Genomic DNA, 21,773 nt, shown 5'->3' on the forward strand with positions numbered 1-21,773 from the left:
GTGTTCGTATGAAAGTCGCCATCATGCAGCCGTACTTTTTCCCCTACATCGGCTACTTCCAACTGATGCACGCCGTCGATACATTTGTCATCTTCGACGATGTCCAATTTATCAAAAAGGGATGGATTCATCGGAATCAGATTGTGATCGACGGTGAACCCCATCCATTCACCTTATCGATTCAAAAGATGAGCCAGAACAAGTTGATTTGTGAACATGAACGAGCGCTTGCGGAAGAGACGGTTGTGCGGCAAATCAAACAGCTGCATCACGCGTATCAAAAAGCGCCCTATTTCAATGAGGCGATGCCGGTTCTCGAACGCGCGCTGTCGAATCCAGAACGAAACGTCGCGATCTATCTCGCTCAAAGTCTACAAGAAGTGGCGCGCTATCTCCAAATCGATACTCGCTTTCTATTGACATCAGAACTTGAGCGAGACCCGACTTTGAGAGGACAAGAACGTGTAATCGATTATTGTAGGCAGCTCGGCGCGACCCATTACATCAATGCGATTAATGGGCGAGCACTCTATGATGAGGAATCGTTCCAACATGCTGGTATAGCACTATCCTTTTTACAGTCAGACCTCCCGGCTTACAGGCAGGGAACGGATACGTATCTGCCTTACATGTCCATCATCGACTGCATGATGAACTGCTCTGCTCAACACATTCATGAGATGCTTCATCGTTACGAACTTGTCGCCAATCATCAACCGACTTAGGAGGGAAGCATATGTTGCACATCGTTGATCTTCAGTCGAGTACACCACCGCTACCATCGCATGAGCCCGTCATTCCGGTCATTCAGTCGGCACTCCCTCCATTCGAAGAATATGTGGAAGAGATTCGATCGTTATGGGAGTCAAAATGGCTAACGAACAATGGGACGAAGCACCAGCAACTCGAACAAGCACTGAAAGACTATTTGAACGTCGAACAGGTAGCGCTCTTCACGAACGGTCACTTGGCGTTAGAGGCGGCAATCGAGGCGCTCGGACTGACAGGGGAAGTCATCACGACACCGTTTACGTTCGCTTCGACGACACACGCGTTGATTCGAAAAGGACTGACACCTGTCTTTGGAGACATTCGAGCAGACAACTATACGCTCGATGCTTCAAAAATCGAGCGATTGATTACATCAAAAACATCGGCCATTCTACCCGTGCACGTATATGGAAATGTATGTGATGTCGAGGCCATTGAGGCAATCGCGAAAAAACATAAGTTGAAAGTGATCTATGATGCAGCCCATACGTTCGGGGTGACGCTGAACGGACGTGGAATCGGAACGTTCGGAGATGTCTCGATGTTCAGTTTTCATGCGACGAAAGTCTTCCATACGATTGAGGGCGGGGCACTCACATTCAATGACCCGGCACTTAAACAACGCTTCGAGCGACTAAAAAACTTTGGCATCACGGGTCCTGAAACCGTCAAAGAACCAGGTGGGAATGCCAAAATGAATGAATTTCAAGCGGCGATGGGACTGTGTAACCTTCGTCATATCGATGAAGTGATGGCGAAGCGGAAGCAGATTCGAGAACTGTATGACGCCGCTTTGAAAGGAATCCCAGGGATTCGTGTACTCGAATATCAACCAGGCGTCCACCCGAATCATTCCTACTATCCAATCGTGTTCACGGATGCGGTCAATCGTCGAGACGAGATGGAGACGGTACTGGCTGCAAAAGGTGTGTTGACGAGAAAGTACTTTTATCCACTCGTCACGGACTACGACTGGATGGAAAATCGATTTGCGAGCCGACGCACACCGGTTGCCCAACAAATCGCGAATCGCGTCCTGACGTTGCCACTCTATCCTGATTTGACACCGACCGACGTCACGCGAATTTGTGACATCTTGAGAGAAAGGATGATGACACGATGAAAGGGATCATTTTAGCGGGCGGGAACGGTACGCGCCTCTATCCAATGACGAAAGCTGTATCGAAACAACTCTTACCAATTTACGACAAGCCGCTCATCTATTATCCGATGTCGGTCTTGATGCTCGCGGGTATCCGGGAAGTGCTCGTCATCTCTACTCCTCAAGACATTGGAGGGTATGAACGCCTCTTCGGTGACGGTCATCAGCTCGGGATTGACATCTCGTATAAAGTCCAGACGAAACCCGTCGGCTTAGCCGATGCCTTCATGTTAGGAGAAGAGTTCATCGGCGATGATTCGGTCTGCCTCATCCTAGGCGACAACGTCTTCTACGGACCTGACTTGACACGATTCTTAAAAGACGCCCAAGCGAAGACGAAAGGTGCGACGGTGTTTGGGTATCCGGTGAAAGATCCGCGGGCGTTCGGTGTTGTCGAGTTTGACGAGAATCATCGCGTCGTGTCCATCGAAGAAAAACCGGCCGTGCCAAAATCGAACTATGCGGTGCCGGGCCTATACTTCTATGACAATCAAGTCGTCGAATTCGCGAAACAAGTCAAACCGTCATCACGGGGAGAACTTGAAATCACATCCATCAACAATATGTATCTCGAGCGGGGCGAGCTGAACGTCGTCCTATTCGGGCGGGGGATGGCATGGCTCGACACAGGGACGCCGGAAGGCATGATCAAAGCTTCAATCTTTGTCCAGACGGTGCAAGAACGACAAGGCTACTATATCGCTTGTCTCGAAGAAATTGCGTGGCGACGTGGTTTTATCACACGTGAACAGCTTCGGGACATCGGCTTGACGCTCAAGATGACCGACTACGGTCAATATTTAATCTCACTCGTAGAGGAAGGGGAACAGACAAATGCATACGATCCTAGTGACTGGCGGAGCCGGGTTCATCGGTTCAAATTTCATAAAACACTATCGGGCAAAACATCCGACGTCCCGCATTCTTAACGTCGACGCGTTGACGTATGCAGGCAACCTAAACAACATCCAGGAGTTTGAGACCGACCCGCTCTACGTGTTTCGAAAAGTGGACATTCGGGATCGTCCCGCCATCGATGAACTGTTCACGCTATTTCAAGTGGATGAAGTCGTTCACTTTGCGGCAGAATCCCATGTCGACCGCAGCATCCTCGAGCCCGAGCTGTTTTTATCGACAAACGTACTCGGGACACAAGTGCTGTTAGATGTAGCAATGCGTCACTGGAAGCTACATCCGGATGACAAATACAGTCGGGAGTACCGAGAGGGTGTCTGTTTCGTTCACGTCTCGACAGATGAAGTGTATGGCTCACTCGGCGAGACCGGCTATTTTACGGAAGAATCACCGATTGCACCGAATAGCCCGTATTCAGCATCAAAAGCCAGTTCGGATTTACTTGTACGTTCGTATCATGAAACATACGGGCTCCCCGTCAAAACGACACGTTGCAGCAACAACTATGGCCCGTATCAATTCCCGGAAAAACTGATTCCGCTCATGGTGCATCATTGCATGACCGGGAAACTGCTTCCCGTATATGGGGATGGCGGACATATTCGGGATTGGCTACACGTTCAAGACCATTGTGAAGCCATCGATCTCGTTCGGGAGAAAGGTCGCTTCGGAGAGGTGTATAACATCGGTGGAAACAACGAGAAGACGAATCTCGAACTCGTTCGTACGATTTTACACGTGTTTCAACTATCAGACGATAAGATTCAGTTCGTCACCGACCGACCTGGTCATGACCGACGTTATGCGATCGATGCCTCTAAAATGCGGGAAGAGCTCGGTTGGACACCTCGTTATCAGTTTGAACAGGGAATGGAAGAGACGATTGAATGGTATCGCACGCACCCAGAATGGGTGGAGGACGTCGTAACGGGAGCTTATCGCGATTACTACGAAAAAATGTACGCTTCTCTATAGAAAGGGGAAGGTTCAATATGTATGAACGGTATTTTAAACGAATGCAAGATCTCACCTTAGCATCGCTCGCACTACTCGTATTGAGCCCAATCTTATTCGTTGTCGGTGTGATGATTCGAATCAAGCTCGGGGGCCCCATCTTCTTTCTACAGGAACGCCCGGGTAAGGATGGCGTCGTATTCCATTTAATCAAATTTCGGACGATGACAGAGGAACGAGATGAACATGGAGAACTGCTTCCCGATGAGAAGCGTTTGACACCATTCGGTCAGAAGTTACGTTCCCTTAGCATCGATGAGTTACCAAGTCTGATCAACATCATCAAAGGGGACTTATCGATTGTCGGTCCTCGGCCGCTCCTTGTGGAATATTTACCTAGATATAGTGTGGTACAGAAACGACGTCATGAGGTGCGACCTGGATTGACCGGACTTGCTCAAGTGAATGGGCGTAACCGTTTGTCGTGGGAAGACCGGTTTAACTTAGATGTTCGATACGTGGACCATATCACGTTTTTAGGGGACTGGAACATTGTTGTTCAAACGGTTTATAAAGTATTTAAACGAGATGGGATCTCTTCTGAAACCTCAGCGACGATGGAAGCGTTTATGGGAAATGAATCTATACATGATTGAAACACCTTTTTGCAAAAGCAGAAGGTGTTTTTTTTGAGTTCGACATACATAAATAGAACATTTATGACATATTGAAAGTTTTAATTGTCTGATAATGGATATAATGTATGTAGTATCTTGTTCCCGTCGTCTCTTAACATATGGAGGGGTCTATGGAAAAAAAGTACTTACTGTTCGCGATGCTGTTAATTGGGTTCATCTCGTTGAATCATCCGCTTGTGTATGAAGCAACGAACGATGCGACGTGCGTAGAATGTCAGGAAGAACCAGTACCAATTGAAGAAACGGAGGATCCCGATCCCCCACCGGAAGAGGTGATTCCACCAAATCCGTCGGAGTCATCTCCGCCATCAGAAGAACATCCCCCGCCACTTGACGCTGACGTAGACGAAAAGGAAATCCAAGAACCGGTTGAGATGATTCCGATACCGGATGATTCAGGTGCGACAGTGCCTGAACGAAACGAAGAGGGAGATTTCCCGACCACCCCACCTGTCACCGAATCCAGGGAACCAAATCAGGACATCCCGACTGAAGATATGCCTGCTGTAGACGTTCCTTCTACTCCTCCGTCATCGGACGAAGTGACAGAGGAAGAGGCAGAAACAGCGGAGGAAGTATCCGGGATTATCGGCATATCATTGCTTGATGACCTCACCTTGGACGGTTCATATTCAGACCGCGTGACATTGACAGCCACGGGGAGTGGGGTTCTCAATTTGAACCTGTTAAAAAATCGATACGTCATCTTTAAAATTCCGACTCGTTTGATTCCTTACATCAATCAAGCGAGTTTGACTGGAACCTACGATGTACCGTCTATTAGTGTTATTGGTGCGGAGGTTGGACGTAAAACTGGGACGTTCAATGCGTTGACAGTCAATCCTGAGAGCGGACAAGTCATTGTAAACGTCAATGACTTATTGAATGTCTCGCTACTCACGAGGTCCACGTATAAGTTCACGCTCAGTTTTACACTGTCATCGCTACCACTAGGACACCCACAGCAATATACGTTTTTTAGTCAGGTGACGAACGAAATCGTGGACATTGAACTCCTTTCCGACGGGAGCGATTCATGGACGCTTACGTTAGAGGGTCCTCTGTTTTATTTAACTGTGCCCTCCACGATTGATTTTGGGATTGTGCCCCTTCACGAAGCGAGACGAACGGTGAATCGCCAAACGATGATGACATTAATTGTGTCGCATGAGCGGGCACTCGGTTATCCGTGGCGACTCCTAGTCAACGCCTCGCCGTTACAGACGAGTGAGGGAGATGTTCTCGAAAACAGTGTCCACTTTCGAACGACGGATGGACAACTGTTGCCTCTTGAACAAGGACCACAACTGATCACGTCCGGCGTGATGGAAACGGAACCGACAACACTTTCCTATCCTTCTGATGAAGGGATTGTTCTCGATTTACAAACACAAACACCACGTGCGCAACAATATTACTCAACGATTACTTGGACACTCGTCAACGCGCCTTGAAAAGGAGATGACCGATGATGAAATGGAATAAAGTAACGGGTTGGATGATTGGATTATGGGTTGTTGGAAATGTGATGACGGTAAATGCTGCGACGACAGGGACGACAAACGCCATCATTGACTTTGTCGACCTCGAGCCGCCTGAGATTTTAGATCCAGAAAATCCGGATATCGTCTTGGACCCCCAACCGAATGAAGGAGACGGGGACGTGAACGATACAGCTGGTGATCTGACGCTCGACTTCGTTCCGCATCTTTATTTCGGGTCAAACGAGATTGAAAATGATTTGGCGGCGCGATATGAAGCAGTGCTTCCTGCCAAAGGTGGTTCACTCACGAAAGGTCCATTCCTTCAAGTGACCGATCGCCGCATCATCCCGGGGCAGTGGACGGTTTCAGTTAAAGCTTCAACATTTATGAGCAATGGAGCAAAGACTTTAGCTGGAGCGTATTTGACATTTTCTGAAGGCGTCGTGACCAGTCCGGATACGAATAGTGGATTCACAGGTCCGAAGTTACGAAGTGAAGTGATTCAGGTGATTGCGGATGACTTAGCAGGAGCGGTCCCTCTCTTGTCAGCCGATACAGGAGAAGCTCCATTCACATGGCTCGCACATTGGATTGGAGAAGGAGATGTCGGTGTGTTTTTGGATATCCCAGTGAATACGAAACAAGTCGGAGAACACACGTCTGTTCTGACATGGACACTCAGTCCTGATTTAGGGCCGTAAGAGGGTCGAGGATGAGAATGTGTTACAGACTACTCTCCATCTTATTCGTTTGTCTATTCGTCAACTCCGTGACGCCAGTAAGCGCGCAAACCGGAGAAGTGGGTTTTTCCGTTGAACGGGTCCCACATGTTCAGCAAACGAATGACCGTGTCGGGTATTTTGACTTGCTCGTGAAGCAAGATGATGAAACGACGTTAGACGTGATCATCCACAACCATGCGTCTGAAGACAAGACGTTCGATGTAAAGATTGGGAATGGCTATACGAATGAGAACGGGGTGGTCATGTATGATCAGGAGAAAGCCATCTCAAATCATCTCTCTTTCACAGAACTTGTATCCACTTTTGATGAAAACGTAACGATTGCGTCAGGCGAGTCGAAGCGAATATCGTTCGTATTGAAGAGCGTGAATGAAGACGTGAACGGCGTCATTTTAGGAGGGATTCGCGTATCCGAAACGGAGAAGCGACAAGAAGACGCGCAGGTCGGACTTCAAAATCGATATGAATACGTGATTGGCGTCGTCTTACGAACATCGGTTAAACAAGTCCCGTTTGGTCCAGAATGGCAAGGCGTGAACGTCAATCAAGAGCATCATTATCCACACATCGCGTTTCAAGTGATGAATGCATCCGGCTCCATCAGTCAAGACTTGGACGTTCAAATGACGATTCGATCGGATGAACAAGATGTGAAGCTCGATCATGCGATGGAGGCGAAGCTCGTCCCTTACACATCGACGGGTTTTCGCTTCCCGCTGACGAAACGACTAGATGCGGGCACTTATCAAGTCGAGATGACGATGACCGAATCGGGTACAGGGGCGACTTGGACTTGGGAAGACGAACTGGTCGTTTCTGAAGAAGAGGCGGAAACGATTCGCGAACGTGTCGAGCAACCGATTGTGGAAGAATCAAGCTTCTTTAGCGGAACGTGGACGATGTCGTTGCTTGCGCTTCTGTTGACGGTAGCATTCTTGTACATCGTTCATTTAAGAAGAAAGTTAAAGACACAATAACGTCAAATCCTCGTCGATGGAACGAGGATTTTTGTATGCATGCAGGAATTTCACACACTTTCTCGAATAGGACAAAAAGAAAAAGCGCCCGACCGAGGTCAAACACTTTTCTTCATTTGCTGTTTTCGGTCGCGTTGTACTTTCCAAATCACTGACACAATGACAATCAGGATTGGAGCGAATACCCATGGTCGAGCTTCTAAGATTGAAACGAGCTCAAAAATGGAGAGCCAACCACTCACCATGATCAACACAAGTAAAAAGGTTTTCAGTCCCCCCCGGACTGGAAGCCAAAAATAAATCAATAACGTCACCAAAAAGAAAGCGATTAAGCCCATACGGTTTGTCCTTTCACCCATCATTTTGACTCATTATAGCAAAGAACATCGAGAGAGTGTTAGAAGCTTCACTTCTTGGGCGTATTTGAGTACGCTTAGAAAAGATGATTGAAGGAGGAACTGATGTGAAATTTGGAATTATAGGCTTAGGATATGTTGGATTGGCGACACTATGCGGATTGGCCAAAGCTGGTCATGAAGTCATCGGGGTCGAGACGCACCAAGGGAAGTTAGGTCTCCTGAAGAGTGGTCACCCTCCATTCCACGAACCGGGCATGGCGGACGTGTTACAAGAGCACGCCGATCAAATCACGTTGACCGACGAAATCGCGGATGCAGATCATGTCGACTATTTGGTTCTCGCGGTCGGCACACCGAGTAAGCCCGATGGAAGTTGTGACCTCTTTTATATCGAGACAGCTCTATCTGAATTGAAGACGAAACACAAGGTCATCATTCGTAGCTCGGTCCCACCTGGCACGACAGATTTGTTGAAAATCATGTATCCTTCTCATACGTTTGCGATCGTACCCGAGTTTCTACAGGAAGGGCGCGCCCTCGCGGATGTCATGAAACCACATCGTGTCATCATCGGATGTGAGGACCTTGAGGTTTGCGAAGAGTTGGCAGGGATTTATGGTCGACTTGGCGTCCCGCTCATCTGTACGACACCGATCAATGCCGAGCTCATCAAATACGCCTCGAACGCCTTTTTGGCGACAAAGATCAGCTTCATGAACGACTTGTCTCGTCTAGCCGATGAGGCAGGAGCTGACATCACGACGATTGCGGACGGGATGGGGCTCGACCCACGAATCGGGCGTTCGTTCCTCAACGCTGGAATCGGATATGGGGGCTCTTGTTTCCCGAAAGATATGGATGCGCTTCTTCATGTCGCAAAAGAAAATGACGTCAATCTTCGCGTCATCAAGGCGGCAGCGAAAGTGAACGAAACACAAGCGCCGTACGTATTGTCGAAACTTCATCTAGAACCTAAGATGCGTGTCGCCATTCTCGGCTTGGCATTCAAACCAGGAACGGATGATATGCGAGATGCACCGTCCATTCTACTCGCACACCATATGGTCGCCCGCGATGTCGAGGTCATCGGCTATGACCCGATCGCAACATGGGAATATCCACAAGCAGCGTCTGTAGAAGAAGCCTTGAAAGATGCAGATTATGCGATTCTTGTCACGGAATGGGAAGAGCTTGTGAACTTGGCACCGGAAGCCTTCTCCGGCATGCGTCAACGTCGGTTGATTGATGCGCGGAATGCGTGGAAGTTCGCGCGTGACCCGGGTGACGTCGCGTACGAAGGCATCGGCCGAATGCAACGTCCGTCCAACACCCCGACATCAAACTAAATCTTCTGAGGGACCGCTTCATTCAGCGGTCCTGTTTTTGTGTAGGATGAATCTTTTGTGTGACTCATGACTTAAAGGAAAGAAGAGGAGGTGAGGCACATGTGGATTCTTGTATTGGCGGCGGTCATCGTCATCGCACTCGGTTTTGCGGTAGACCGTCTCGGATGGCACGATTTGATTTCTGGCTACAATACGATGTCGAGAGAGAAGAAGGAACGGGTAAACATTCAAAAAGTGGCACGTCTTGTCGCGTGGATGTGTTACGGGATTGGTGCTATCTTTCTCCTCATCGCGCTCATCGAAGGATTTGAATTGGACATTTCACTCGCCCCCTTTTTTATCGTGATGATCGTCTTCATCGTAGCCATGCTTTGGCGTATGCAAAAGTATGACGGCAACATCTATGACGAATCAGGGCGTTTGAGACCGGGCGGTAAAAAGCGTCTCATCCCGATTGTCATCGTCTCCGTCGTCTTACTCGTCGGAGTGCCGGCGCTCATGTTTTGGTTCAGTCAACCGACCGAGGTGACGGTGACAGACTCAACGATTGTCATTGAGGGGAGCTATAGCCGTGAAATCCCATTCGATGAACTCGATGATGTGACGTGGACGACGTTACCCGAAATCGCGCGACGGACGAGCGGGGCGGAATCGGGATCACGTCTGACGGGACATTTTCGAACGAAAGCAGGGGAGGACGTTCTTCTCTTTATCGACCGTGATGTCGAGCCGGTCATTCGACTCGATTGGTCGGAAGAACCAATTTATTTGAATCAGTCCTCGGCAGAAGCGACGAGGCAATTATATGAGGACATTCGTTCTCGCTGAAGAAAGGGACACTCAATTCGAGTGTCCCTTCGTCTTGACCCATGATTCAAATGAAGCCGCATCGAGTGCGGGTGAGAAGTAGTAACCTTGCCCGAGCTCGACCCCTTCCCGAATCATACGGGACAGGTCGCTCTCGGTCTCGATGCCTTCCGCGAGAGCGGTCAACTGCTGTTCGTTCGCAAAGCGTGAAACGGCACGTAAGAAGGACGTACTCTCTTTCGCTTTCCCACTCACATACATCCGGTCGATTTTCACTTCCTGAATCGGTAAGTGCCAAATCGCTTCGAATGAGGCATACCCAGTTCCAAAATCATCAATCGAGAGACAATACCCGAGGTCGGCGATATCTTCTAACCGCTCGAGCTCGCTCGCATACGACATGATATCCGATGACTCGGTCAATTCGATTTTCAATCGGTCCGGTAACCATGGATACTTCTCAATCGAATCCCGAAGCTTCGTCACGATTGATGGGTCGACGGAGTGGGCCGACAAGTTGAACGACAGAGAGATGTCTTCAAACGAAGTTCCTTGCCAAGCGACGAGTTGTTCAATCGTCTGGTCGAGGATGTTGTGCGACAGCCACAGGATTTGATCAGACCGCTCGGCGATTCGGATGAATTCGTTCGGTGGAATGATTCCCATCTCAGGATGTGTCCAACGGGCGAGTACTTCCGCACCGACGACGCGTCCGGTTTTCAGCTCGACTTGCGGCTGATAGGCGACCGTCAAGTCACCTTTTCGAATGGCATCCGGAAGTGCCTGTTCAATCAAGGCGGCGAGTTGCATCTGAGCCAAGATGTCTGAGTCATACCAAACGAGCGGCGTACGTGTTTCTTTCGCATGTTGCAAAGCTTTCATCGCCTCGAATAGGCAATCGTTATACGCCGGTTTCGTCTCGGTCGCACCGAGTTGGATATGCACGTTTTGTCGCTTGTGATTGACGGTCAATTCGCTCGGGAACAATTCCAGCAGTTCATGTTCATCCTCGGCAGTGAAACCTTTCACGTACAACATGAACATATCATCCCGATATCGACCGAAGAGATGGTGCGCATATTTCGATAGACGGGTTTCGACAGCGCGGGCGAACTCCGTCATGAGTAGGTCCGCATACGCCGGGTCGTACCAGTCGACGAGATGATGGTAGTCGTGTAATCGGATCAAGACGAACGCCCCGTCAATCTCTTGTCGCTCCCATTTTCTGATGAAGCCATACTCGTTATAGAGATTCGTCGCCAAATCAAAGCGGACGAGTCGGTCGACTTTTCGCTCTCGTTCGACCCGGTCGGTCTCGTCTTCGACAATCAAATAGTACGTCAGTTTTTCTTCCCGTTTGAGCGGGGTGAGTTTGATGTTCAAATAGCGTGTGTGTTCACCTTTTAAGTGAATGATGAACTGGGCGCTCGTCCCTTGGTCGGTCACGCCTTCGAGTGCTTGCTCGAACAGGCGCCGCCCCGTCTCGGTGAACAGTTGATTGATTTCGTATAAGTTTCGGTCACCGAAAAATTGACGGAACATCTCGTTTCGTTCCATCAGATTATATGAGTCGTCCATCAAGGCGATGGCGAGACCCGTCTCGGAGAAGAGCGATGACCAACGTTCGTGATAGCGAACGAGCTCTTGTGAGCGATTTTCGAGCTCATGGACGGTCGAATGGACGCTCACCGCAATCTCACGTAATTCGTCCTCGATGCCACGAAAGTCATGTGTTTTCGGGAACGTCGCTTCGACCGGATCTAAGCTTGGGTCAATGGCGAGCGCACGTGCTTTCAAATGTGCCAAATCGTGAGTGTACCGTTTACGCGTATAGTAGAGCAGGAAAAGCAGTCCGAGCGATAAGAGGAGTGTCATGACAAACGACGACGTGGCAAGGACTTGATAATGCTTACTTTCTTCTCGCAACATCGTCTCGGACGTGGAACGAATCGAGCGAAGGGCAGCGTAGGCATCTTCGTAAACGTTCGTCGAGTTGACGTAACGGGCTTCAAGTGACGCTTCACGACTGGCCATATTCGCAAACGTTTGACCACTTTCTGCGACATCGATGACGGCTTTCGTTTGTAACGCTTCGTTTTGATCGATGATTTTTTGAATGATTGTCGCTTCATTGACAATCAAATCAACAGTGCTCATCAATTGTTCCTCGTCAATCGTCTCTTGGAACAACGTCTCGCTATTGCGCATAAGCATTGACTGCATTCGCATCATCGCATCCGTCAGCTCATACGTGGCGTTCGGTTGATTTGTCTGTTCGAGCGCTTGATAGAGCCAACGCCGATTGATTGAACTGATGACATCAGACGGGACCGCTTCGAACTGTTCTGCATCGAGAACGCCTTCCAAGTCATTCGAAAATGTCTGAAGCGTCTCTCGTTCTTGTTCGTCTACACCTGATTCAAAGTCTTTCTGCAGTCGTTCATTGTATTGAAGCGCGCGCTCTTTATAAGGGATAGAAAGAAATGATGTCGTTTGATTCGATTGATCCTCATAGCGAGTCGCCGCCTCGAACAAGGTGACATACGCTTCGACACCAGCGAGGTTTGCCGCCTGATTCAAGTTCGTGATCGTCTCGTCGATCGCTTCTCGTTTTTCATGCCAGTAATAACTCGTCCCGAGTCCGAACATCAAGACACCGATGAGACAAGCGATTGCGAGTACCATCGTGTAGGTACGGTATGGAATTTTAGCAAAACGGGGTTGGCCCATCCGGCACCTCCTTTTTTCCTTCATCATACTTCCGTTTTCGTTTCACTGGATGAAAATCCTGCAAAACGAAAGAAAAACCCGACTTTCGTCGGGTTTTATGGCGTGACCAAAGTCACGGTCGTTTGTAACCAATCAAGCGTGATTGCCAATACGGTTCTTTACTAATTTGGTTGTAACCTAAGCCGTACGAGCCGGCATGAATGAATGTATCGGCATTGATCATGATGCCCATATGCGAAGGTCCCGCAGTGTACGTATTCTCGAAGAAGACGAGGTCACCCGCCTGAGGGACGAACGACGTCGGTAACTGTGGACCAAAGTAAGCACCAGCCCAGTAGTTGGCCACGTTTGTGCGTGGGATGCTGACGCCTGACTGATTGAATACATAATAGATGAGACCTGAACAATCAAAACCACCATTTGCCGGGCTAGAAGAGGCCCATACATATGGGGTACCGACGTATTGTTTGGCGACCTGAATCGTAGCAAGTCGTGTCGCCTGCGCGTTCTGACCCGTGATTTCGGTGACAGCTGACTTCGCAACAAAACCTGAAGCGAGCTTGTAGTGGGTCGTCGTTTCCCCGATCACGTTCAACAATTCCCCGCGCAGCGTCGAACCGATCGTACTGCTCGACTCGTTCGCCTGTGCCCGAATCGCCGTTGGGTAATACGTATAGTATGAATTCGCATCATACGAACCTTCCACCCACGTCGGTCCTTCGGTTCCGGTCGAACCTTTTGAGACCGTCTTGACGTAAGCGGAAGCGACAAAACCGACCGTATTGCCATAGTAGATTTGAAGCCAGCCGTTTGATGCTTGAACGACACGTAATGTCTGTCCGGCCTTGACGCTCCCGATGATCGTCGCGTTCGTCGACGCGCTCGACCGAACGTTCAGGGACGGTGTGTTCACGACATAATCGACTTCCGCATTCCCGGCACCGGCATCGCCTTCGTTCGGGGTTGGATTGCTTGGAGTTGTCGTCGTCTGCTTCAAATACCCAGCGCTCACGTAACCGGATTTACCGTTATACGTGACGTAATACCAGTCACCTGACTTCTTCGTCGCTTGAACGACCGTACCGTTCGGGATATTCGTCACGAGTGCATAGCCGATGCCGGCGCCTTGGCGTACGTTCAAGTTCGCCGTCGTGATAAACTGCTGGTTCACCGTATTTTCCGAAGGTGTGCTCGGAGTTGGCGTAGTCGTGACAGGTGTGGACGGTGTCGCGGATCCTGATGTCGTTAAATATGTATGAGCGACATAACCTGTGCGTGAGCCATATTTGACTTGTGACCATGAACCTTCTCGTTTTAGCACCGTGACGGCTTTCCCCTTTGGAATCGTCAATACGATACTGGCTTTCGTCGACTTAGAAGCACGGAGGTTCAAGTTGACTTTCGTCTTCGCGGTGGTCGCACTCGGTTTCACGCTAGGCGGTGTCGTCGGTGCAGGTGTTGTGGGAGTCGACGTTGAAGTCTTTTTCAAGTATCCATTGTGCACCCACCCCGTTTGACCACCGTAGCTCACTTTTGACCATGAGCCGTTCGTTTGGATTGGCGTGACGACTTTTCCTTTTGGAATCGTCAATAGGATTCGATGGGACGTCCCGGCGCCCGAGCGTAAATTTAACGCATCCGTCGTCGCCATGCGCGTCGTGCTCGACGTTGAGAGTGACGAACCGCCTGTCGACCCAGAACCAGATACTTGAAGCGTTTGACCGATTCGGATGGAATCAGACGTCAATCCGTTCAACGATTTTAATGCCGAAACGGAAAGGTCGTAGGATCGGCTAATGGACCACAACGTATCACCGGATCGCACCGTGTGTGTACTTGCGGCGGCGGCTTCATCTGTATGAGCCAATACGCTGACCGCTGCGAGAGCCGCGAATGAATAGGTGAGACCTGACTTTGGATTCATAGCGTCACTTCCTTTCAAAAATGAGAGCGAAACATTCAACAAGTGAAACAATACAAGTTCATTGTACGGTGAGATGAAACGAGCAAGCAATGGGACAAATGGTCAATTCGGGTCTCTTTCTTGTAAAGGAGGTCAATAATTTAGAAGTGGGAATAACTACCTATTTTATTCATTCGAAAAAGTAGGAAGCATTGACTTTCTGTTGAATTTTGGAAAACGTGAGACGAAAGGTTTCATGCTATCATAATGTCAAATCAAATGTGGTGAGGTAAAAGACTGATGGTCGAGAAGAACTTTTCAAACCAAACATATCGTAAACATCAAGAGAAACTGTTCGAGCTCGTACGCATGCCAATCGTGACGGAAGACACGGTACAAGAGGCAACGCAATATATGTGTGAAATCGTTGCCGATATGCTGGCGGTCGATACGGTGTCGATTTGGCATTTTGATTCATCCTATCGGTCGATTTCGTGCCAAGTCGCCTATTCTCCTGAATCAGGTACGCATTATCCAAAGTTAACCATTCATCGTAACCTCGCTCCAGATTATTTTGATGCACTTCAAAAAGATCGGGTGCTTGCGATTGAAGATGTTCGGAATCATCCTTGGGTGAAGGAACTATACACCGACTATTTCGTGGAAGGACAGCGAATCCAATCGATGCTCGATGCGCCGATTTATGCGAATAATCGCGTCAAAGGTGTCATCTGTTGTGAGTCATTCTTCCCACGAGAATGGACCTATCTCGAGGAATTAATCATTAGTACACTGACAGACTTTATTTCGATTCTCTACTTCCGGCTTGATCGACAGGCGGTCGAGACACACATTCGTCGTCTTGCCTATATAGATGAATTGACGGGGCTTTTAAAAGATACGGGTTTCATCGAGAAAATGGACGAGGAACGCCAGCTTCAACCTCAACAACTTGGCGCTTTAGTCTATTTGAAGGTCGACGATTTTCGGTCGATCGAGGACGCGATTGGAATCGAAAAATCAGATGAGATTGTTCGAGAAGTGGCCAATCGCCTGCGTCGTTATGTCGACGAATCGAATCTAAGTCGCATGTCGCAGTCAGGATTTGCGATTTGGTTGCCGTACGGGGATCGAATCAAATTGAATGCTGTCGCGGATGAATTGTGTGAAGTTCTCGTACGCGATCCGTTCCATGTCGATGAGTTAGAAGTCATCTTGACGATGAGCGCGTTTATCGCCGTCGAACAAAAGGACATCACGACCCTCGAGATGGTTCACCGAACGCGCATCGCTGCGAGTGAACGAGCGTTTCAGCGGGCTGCGATTGTCTTCTATGAAGAAGAGATGGGGACGAAAGCGGCGAACCGACTGATTTTAGAGATGAATTTACGAAGTGGGCTCGCCGGGAATGAGTTCATGCTGTATTATCAACCGAAAATCGATGCGACGACCGGAGTGCTCAGAGGGTTCGAAGGTTTGATGCGCTGGAATCATCCAGAGCGTGGTCTCGTCCCTCCGCTCGACTTCATCCCGCTCGCCGAATCGACGGGGGTCATCATTGACTTAGAAGAATGGGCATTCGTCACGGCCTGTCGCCAGCTCAAACGGTGGCATGACCGGGGAGACCGGTATTCACTTGCCCTCAACTTATCAGCACGTCACTTCTTGTCTGAAGGAGTCGTCGAGAAGTTCGCCCAAATTGCCCGTGAAGAGGGTGTCTGTACGAGCTATTTGACCCTCGAAATCACCGAGAGTGTCGGCATGGAAAACCAACAGCATGTCATCGACCGATTTGTTGCGTTCCGAGAAGAAGGGTTTTCGATTTCAATCGATGACTTCGGGACCGGATTCTCGGCGTTCGTCTACTTGAAGCACTATCCAATTCACGAGATCAAAATCGATCGTCAATTCATCCAAGTGACGGAGAACGATCCGACCGGAAACGTCATCGTCGAGTCGATCGTCGACCTCGCGCGAGGACTGAACTTGAAGACCGTCTGTGAAGGGATCGAGACGATTGAACAGTGGCATGCGTTACGCGAGCTCGGCTGTGATGAGATGCAAGGGTATTACTTCTCTAAACCGTTACCGCTCGAGGAACTCGAGACATGGATTGATCACTATATGACACAAAAAAGGGACGCCTGAGTGCGTCCCTTTTGCTATGGGGTGAAGAGAATTCGGATGGTCGTCCCTTGTCCAGGATCGCTTTCGACCTCGACCTTTCCACCGTGTGCTTCGATGATATCACGCGAAATGGCCATTCCTAGACCGCTCCCACGGGCATCATCTGTGTTCGTACCACGGTAATAGCGTTCGAAGATATAAGGTAAGTCGGATTCAGCAATCCCGTTTCCGTTATCCTCAATCGTGACGACGTCCTCGTCGACCCGAACCGACACGATGACCGATTCGTCGTTATGAAGAAGCGCATTATATAAGAAGTTGAGCAGGGCACGCTTCATAAAGTGGCGGTCAATCGAAACGGTCGCTGCCGCTGTCGCCTCGAATTCGATCTGACGCTCACTGAAACGAGGGTCGTTCAACACGTCGATGATGAGTTCGCGAACGAACGGCTCGAGGCGCGTCTCTTCCAACGCGAGCGGGAAGTCGCCGTGTTGCAGACGCATCGTCAAGTTGAAGTCATCGAGCAATTCTTTCATATATTTCGCCTGGCGTTCAATCACGTGTACGTATTGGCTACGCTCGGCTATATCTAGAGATTCGTCATCCAATAGTTCGGCATATCCTTGAATCGAGGCGAGTGGAGTCTTCAAATCATGCGACACATTACTCATCCATTCTTTCCGTCGCTCATCGAGTTCCTCGCGTTGTCGTTCGTATGTCGTCAATGTCTCCGAGACCGCATTCAAGTCGTGGAAGACAGGGCGATAAATGCCGACACGTTTCGGTTCGGATGTCGAGAAATCCCGACGTTTCAGCTGGTGAATGCGCTCGGTCAGTCGATAGACGGGGCGGGTCAATCTGGAGCTAAACAAAAGACCGATCAAGGCGGCCACGAGCAAATCGACGACGAGAATCCAGAGGAACGCCTTTGCGATATAGGAGAGGACTGCTTGTTCATCTAGCATAAAGAGTGCCCGGCGTTCACTAGCATCCGGAACACCAATGAGGTAGCTGTAATCGTCAAACTCTCCGATGAAGTAGAGACGAAGCTCATCATCCATATATTTATAAATTTGAATCAGCTCGATTGGCGAATAGGCGTCTGGCAATCCACTCGGTGCGTCAATCTCACTGACGACTCGTCCCGTCTCATCTAAAAAGCGGATGAACGCCCCATATTGCTCGAGCGCCTCCTGACCTTCAGTTGAGACGACGGGTTCTCCGTCCTCGAGTGACAGGTACGTGCTGAAGTTACGGGTGAACGTCTCCCCTGAGTTGCTTTCGACATCATCGATACCCGTTCGGTCGTTGAGTAGCACAAATAAGATGACGATGTTCAGAAAGACGACGATGGCGACAATCAATACAATCGACAGTAAATAGCGACCGGTCAGCTTCCATTTCATCATGATCGCTCCTTACACCGTCAACCGATAGCCGAGACCTTTGACCGTCTTGATGTAGGTCGGGGCAGACGGGTTCGGCTCGATTTTTTCACGCAATCGCCGTATGTGGACCATGACCGTGTTATCCGAACCGAAAAACGATTCGCCCCATACTTGTGTGAACAGTGTCTCCTTGCTGAGAATTCGATTCGGGTTTCGTAAAAAGCAGGCGAGGAGACCGACTTCTTTCGCCGTCAATTCCAATCGTTCGCCGTTCATATACACTTCCGTCTCATCTTCATTCATAAGGAACGGTCCGACGGTCGTCTCTTCCATCGGTGCTTCCATCATCGATAGCCGTCTTAACTGTGCTTTTACGCGGAAGGCCACTTCTTTCGGACTGAACGGCTTCGTGATGTAATCGTCACCCCCGATGGCGAGGCCGAGCAGTTTATCGACTTCTTCCGATTTAGCGGATAAGAAGAGGATGGGGATGTTCGAGTGTGCCCGAATCTGTTGGCAAAGTTGATAACCTTCCCCGTCCGGTAACATGACGTCCAAAATCGCCAAATGCGGATGGAACGTCTCGAAGACGTCATACCCGTCCTTCAATGTGTGGGCGGTCCGGATTTGCGTGATTCCTTCCTTTTCGAGTGCGCGTTGCATCAACGTACATAAATCTTGTTCATCATCCACGATGAGAATCCGTGGTTGTTCCATCGTCATCACCTCTATTCAAGCATATCATGTAAGGATTTTGTAAGGTACGCGTGAGTTGAAGTTAAGACAAGGGGCGTAATGTAAGAGTCAGAAAGAGGTGCTGAACATGGAAACATTATTACAAGTGAAATCGATTCAAAAGACATATGGAAAAGGAAGTATGACATTTCGGGCGCTCGATGACGTGTCGTTCACAATCGAACATGGTGAGTTCGTCGGAATCATGGGACCGTCCGGGGCCGGGAAGTCGACGCTACTGAACGTCCTCGCGACAATCGATACGCCGACGTCCGGTGAGATTCTTGTGGAAGGAGAGGATATCGCGTCGATGAACGAAGAGGCGCTCGCAGATTTCCGACGCGACCATCTCGGCTTCATCTTCCAAGACTACAACCTGCTCGACTCGTTGACGGTACGGGAAAACATGTTGCTCCCACTCGCCGTCTCAAAGACGCCCGTTCACGAGACGCGAGAGAAAGTCGAACGATTGGCGAAGCGGTTTGGGCTTGAAGGGATTCTCGAGCAGTACCCGTATCAAATCTCAGGAGGACAGAAACAGCGGACGGCCGTCTGTCGGGCTTTGATCTCGGACCCGAAACTCATCTTCGCCGATGAACCGACCGGCGCGCTCGACTCAAAGTCGGCGACGGATTTATTGAATATGCTCGCACGGTTGAACGAGGCCGAGACGACCATCATGATGGTGACACATGACGCCTTCGCGGCAAGTTTCTGTCGCCGTGTCCTCTATATCCAGGACGGACGTTTAAATAAGGAACTGATTCGTGGCAACGCCTCACGGGATGCGTTCTACCAAACAATCCTCGAGGAGTTGGCGAAAGGCGGTGCCGTCGATGACGCTATTTGAGCTTGCGAAGAAAAACGTCGCACGTAATTTGTCGCGATACGCGCTCTACGTCGGGACGACGATCTTCTCCATCGTCATTTACTTCACGTTTGCGACGCTCAAACATAGTCATGAAATCAGTGCACTCGCGGAGACGTCAAAGAAAATTAGTGGATTGATGAGCACGTCGACGTTCATCCTCATGTTGTTCGTCGCGCTCTTCATCGCCTATTCGAACGCCTTCTTTTTAAGAGGGCGAAAGCGGGAAGTCGGGCTCTACTCACTACTCGGGGTCCGAAAGAAACAAATCGGACTGTTGCTCTTGTTTGAGAACATCGTCATCGGAGCGGTGTCTTTGATTATCGGAATCGTTCTCGGACTCTTCGGGTCGAATGCGCTTCTTCAACTGTTGATGCGTCTCATGAAGAGCGACCTCGACATTGGATTCGCCTTCTCGGCGTCGGCATTCGTGGAGACGTTCCTCGTGTTTCTTGCCATTTTTCTCTTTACTTCGTTCCAAGGGTATCGGGTCATCTATCGCTTCAAGTTGATCGAGCTGTTCCATGCGGATAAGAGCGGGGAAGGTGTGCCGACGGCGAAAAGATGGGTCGCTTTGATGGGTATCCTCACAATCGGCGTTGCCTATTGGCTCGCGCTTCAAGACTTGATGACGTCCTCGCTTTGGAGAACGCTCGGGCTCGCCATGCCGCTGCTCATCATCGGGTTGAGCGTCATCGGTTCGGCGCTCTTATTCCATAGCGTGTTGATCTTTGCCCTGACGTGGTTGAAACAGAATGAGCGCTGGTCGTGGAAACGACTTAACTTGTTGACGACGTCACAGCTTCTCTATCGCATCCGTGGTAATGCCAAAACGCTCACGTTAATCAGTATCATCAGTGCGACGGCCATCACGGCCGGTGGTGCCATCTTCAGTGTCTACTATTACGCGGAAGAGAATGTCGCATCCTATACACCGTACACGTACGCCTGGAAAGGGGAGGCGGTCGATGTGAAAGGGGCGACGTTCGAATCAAGCGTGGAACAAAAGACGATCCGGATGGAAGCGGAATACGGAGAACGAGAGCTTGGCGTCATCGATGCGTCGACCTATCGTCACCTTCTCGAAGGGCTCAGGCAGAAAGAACCTGCATCGTTCCCGAAGGACGAGGTGTTGTGGGTCGACCCGTTCTATGACGAGCGTTACTCGGAGGAGATCGAATCGGTCGAACTTTCAGCAGGGACGTTTGACGTCGCGACACGTGCCGAAACTTCACCACTCAACGTCATGACGTTCGGTGGTACGTTCCTCGTCGTCTCAGACGATGTGTTTCAAGCGATGACGGAGCCGAGCGAGACGTATCACGTCGCCCTCACGGAGTCGTTCAAAGATCAACAAGTTCAATCTGAACGTTTGGCGAATCTCGGGCTCGAATCGTTCTCGAGCGCACCGGACGTATACGCGGAAACGATGGCGATGAACGGGGCCCTCCTCTTCGTCGGAACGTTCCTCGGACTCGTCTTCCTCGTCGCGACAGGCAGCGTCATCTACTTCAAGACGATGACGGAAGCTGAGGATGACCGGGCGAAGTACGCCATCTTGCAAAAAATCGGGATATCCGACCGAGACGTACGACGGACGGTGCGTCAACAAATCATCGTCGTCTTCCTCGCACCGTTCGCACTCGGAATTTTGCATGCGACGGTCGCCCTCATTGCCTTTTCAAACTTGTTAAGTATGAATTTCACGGTGCCTGTTCTCGCATGGATGGGTGTCTATACGGCCATTTATGCGGTCTATTACGGGATCACGGTTCGTCGGTTCATGACGGCCATTCGATAAGGAGA

The 21,773-nt window shown here is 49.8% G+C and carries 18 protein-coding genes; 13 read left to right on the top strand and 5 right to left on the bottom strand.

What is annotated here, in order from left to right:
• Nucleotides 1-8 precede the first annotated feature (8 nt).
• The 8 genes from PQI28_RS09470 to PQI28_RS09505 all read left to right on the top strand — a co-directional run bounded on the left by PQI28_RS09470 (nucleotide 9) and on the right by PQI28_RS09505 (nucleotide 7,704).
• Nucleotides 9-725, top strand: coding sequence for a WbqC family protein (locus PQI28_RS09470; RefSeq protein WP_339963124.1), 717 nt, complete (start codon nucleotides 9-11; stop codon nucleotides 723-725).
• 11 nt (nucleotides 726-736) lie between these two features.
• Nucleotides 737-1,894 carry a DegT/DnrJ/EryC1/StrS family aminotransferase gene (locus PQI28_RS09475; protein ID WP_214784362.1) on the top strand — a complete coding sequence of 386 codons (1,158 nt, stop codon included), beginning with the start codon at nucleotides 737-739 and terminating at the stop codon, nucleotides 1,892-1,894.
• Nucleotides 1,891-2,862, top strand: coding sequence for a glucose-1-phosphate thymidylyltransferase RfbA (gene rfbA / locus PQI28_RS09480; protein ID WP_339963125.1), 972 nt, complete (start codon nucleotides 1,891-1,893; stop codon nucleotides 2,860-2,862). Before PQI28_RS09475 ends, rfbA begins: the two co-directional genes overlap by 4 nt.
• On the top strand, nucleotides 2,768-3,823 hold the full coding sequence (gene rfbB / locus PQI28_RS09485) for a dTDP-glucose 4,6-dehydratase (RefSeq protein ID WP_339963126.1): 1,056 nt from the start codon (nucleotides 2,768-2,770) through the stop codon (nucleotides 3,821-3,823). Before rfbA ends, rfbB begins: the two co-directional genes overlap by 95 nt.
• Nucleotides 3,820-4,458, top strand: a complete 639-nt coding sequence (locus PQI28_RS09490; protein ID WP_445236757.1) for a sugar transferase — start codon at nucleotides 3,820-3,822, stop codon at nucleotides 4,456-4,458. Before rfbB ends, PQI28_RS09490 begins: the two co-directional genes overlap by 4 nt.
• 152 nt (nucleotides 4,459-4,610) lie before the next feature.
• Entirely contained in the window at nucleotides 4,611-5,954 is a 1,344-nt protein-coding gene (locus PQI28_RS09495; RefSeq protein ID WP_339963128.1) for a hypothetical protein, read from the top strand.
• Nucleotides 5,955-5,971: 17 nt separating this feature from the next.
• Nucleotides 5,972-6,685 carry a WxL domain-containing protein gene (locus PQI28_RS09500; RefSeq protein WP_339963129.1) on the top strand — a complete coding sequence of 238 codons (714 nt, stop codon included), beginning with the start codon at nucleotides 5,972-5,974 and terminating at the stop codon, nucleotides 6,683-6,685.
• Nucleotides 6,686-6,696: 11 nt separating this feature from the next.
• Nucleotides 6,697-7,704: a DUF916 domain-containing protein gene (locus PQI28_RS09505; RefSeq protein WP_339963130.1), complete on the top strand. Its 1,008-nt coding sequence runs from the start codon at nucleotides 6,697-6,699 to the stop codon at nucleotides 7,702-7,704.
• Nucleotides 7,705-7,802: 98 nt separating this feature from the next.
• Here PQI28_RS09505 and PQI28_RS09510 read toward each other — a convergent pair whose 3' ends face one another.
• Nucleotides 7,803-8,063, bottom strand: a complete 261-nt coding sequence (locus tag PQI28_RS09510; protein WP_224862008.1) for a hypothetical protein — start codon at nucleotides 8,061-8,063, stop codon at nucleotides 7,803-7,805.
• Nucleotides 8,064-8,167: 104 nt separating this feature from the next.
• On the opposite strand from PQI28_RS09510, the gene PQI28_RS09515 reads away from it, so the two are divergent.
• Nucleotides 8,168-9,409, top strand: a complete 1,242-nt coding sequence (locus PQI28_RS09515; protein ID WP_339963131.1) for a UDP-glucose dehydrogenase family protein — start codon at nucleotides 8,168-8,170, stop codon at nucleotides 9,407-9,409.
• Nucleotides 9,410-9,508: 99 nt separating this feature from the next.
• Nucleotides 9,509-10,237: a DUF3784 domain-containing protein gene (locus PQI28_RS09520; protein ID WP_339963132.1), complete on the top strand. Its 729-nt coding sequence runs from the start codon at nucleotides 9,509-9,511 to the stop codon at nucleotides 10,235-10,237.
• A 12-nt stretch (nucleotides 10,238-10,249) separates the two neighbouring features.
• Here the strand turns inward: PQI28_RS09520 and PQI28_RS09525 are convergent, their stop codons facing one another.
• A complete protein-coding gene (locus tag PQI28_RS09525; protein ID WP_339963133.1) occupies nucleotides 10,250-12,946 on the bottom strand; it encodes an EAL domain-containing protein in 2,697 nt (898 codons plus the stop codon).
• A 112-nt stretch (nucleotides 12,947-13,058) separates the two neighbouring features.
• Entirely contained in the window at nucleotides 13,059-14,870 is a 1,812-nt protein-coding gene (locus PQI28_RS09530) for a C40 family peptidase (protein WP_339963134.1), read from the bottom strand.
• A 279-nt stretch (nucleotides 14,871-15,149) separates the two neighbouring features.
• Between PQI28_RS09530 and PQI28_RS09535 the strand changes: the two genes are divergently transcribed.
• Complete coding sequence (locus PQI28_RS09535) at nucleotides 15,150-16,997, top strand: sensor domain-containing phosphodiesterase (RefSeq protein ID WP_339963135.1); 1,848 nt, start codon at nucleotides 15,150-15,152, stop codon at nucleotides 16,995-16,997.
• A 14-nt stretch (nucleotides 16,998-17,011) separates the two neighbouring features.
• Here PQI28_RS09535 and PQI28_RS09540 read toward each other — a convergent pair whose 3' ends face one another.
• Together PQI28_RS09540 and PQI28_RS09545 are read right to left on the bottom strand one after the other, a co-directional pair.
• Nucleotides 17,012-18,382, bottom strand: a complete 1,371-nt coding sequence (locus tag PQI28_RS09540) for a sensor histidine kinase (RefSeq protein WP_339963136.1) — start codon at nucleotides 18,380-18,382, stop codon at nucleotides 17,012-17,014.
• A 12-nt stretch (nucleotides 18,383-18,394) separates the two neighbouring features.
• Complete coding sequence (locus PQI28_RS09545; RefSeq protein WP_214784321.1) at nucleotides 18,395-19,081, bottom strand: response regulator transcription factor; 687 nt, start codon at nucleotides 19,079-19,081, stop codon at nucleotides 18,395-18,397.
• A 106-nt stretch (nucleotides 19,082-19,187) separates the two neighbouring features.
• Between PQI28_RS09545 and PQI28_RS09550 the strand changes: the two genes are divergently transcribed.
• Entirely contained in the window at nucleotides 19,188-19,949 is a 762-nt protein-coding gene (locus PQI28_RS09550) for an ABC transporter ATP-binding protein (protein ID WP_214784318.1), read from the top strand.
• Nucleotides 19,936-21,768 (top strand): ABC transporter permease, encoded by a 1,833-nt coding sequence (locus PQI28_RS09555; protein ID WP_339963137.1) that lies wholly within the window; start codon nucleotides 19,936-19,938, stop codon nucleotides 21,766-21,768. The genes PQI28_RS09550 and PQI28_RS09555 overlap by 14 nt, the downstream gene beginning before the upstream one ends.
• Nucleotides 21,769-21,773 lie beyond the last annotated feature (5 nt).

The sequence above is a fragment of the Exiguobacterium sp. USCH10 genome (genome assembly GCF_037619445.1).
Taxonomy (GTDB): domain Bacteria; phylum Bacillota; class Bacilli; order Exiguobacteriales; family Exiguobacteriaceae; genus Exiguobacterium; species Exiguobacterium aestuarii_A.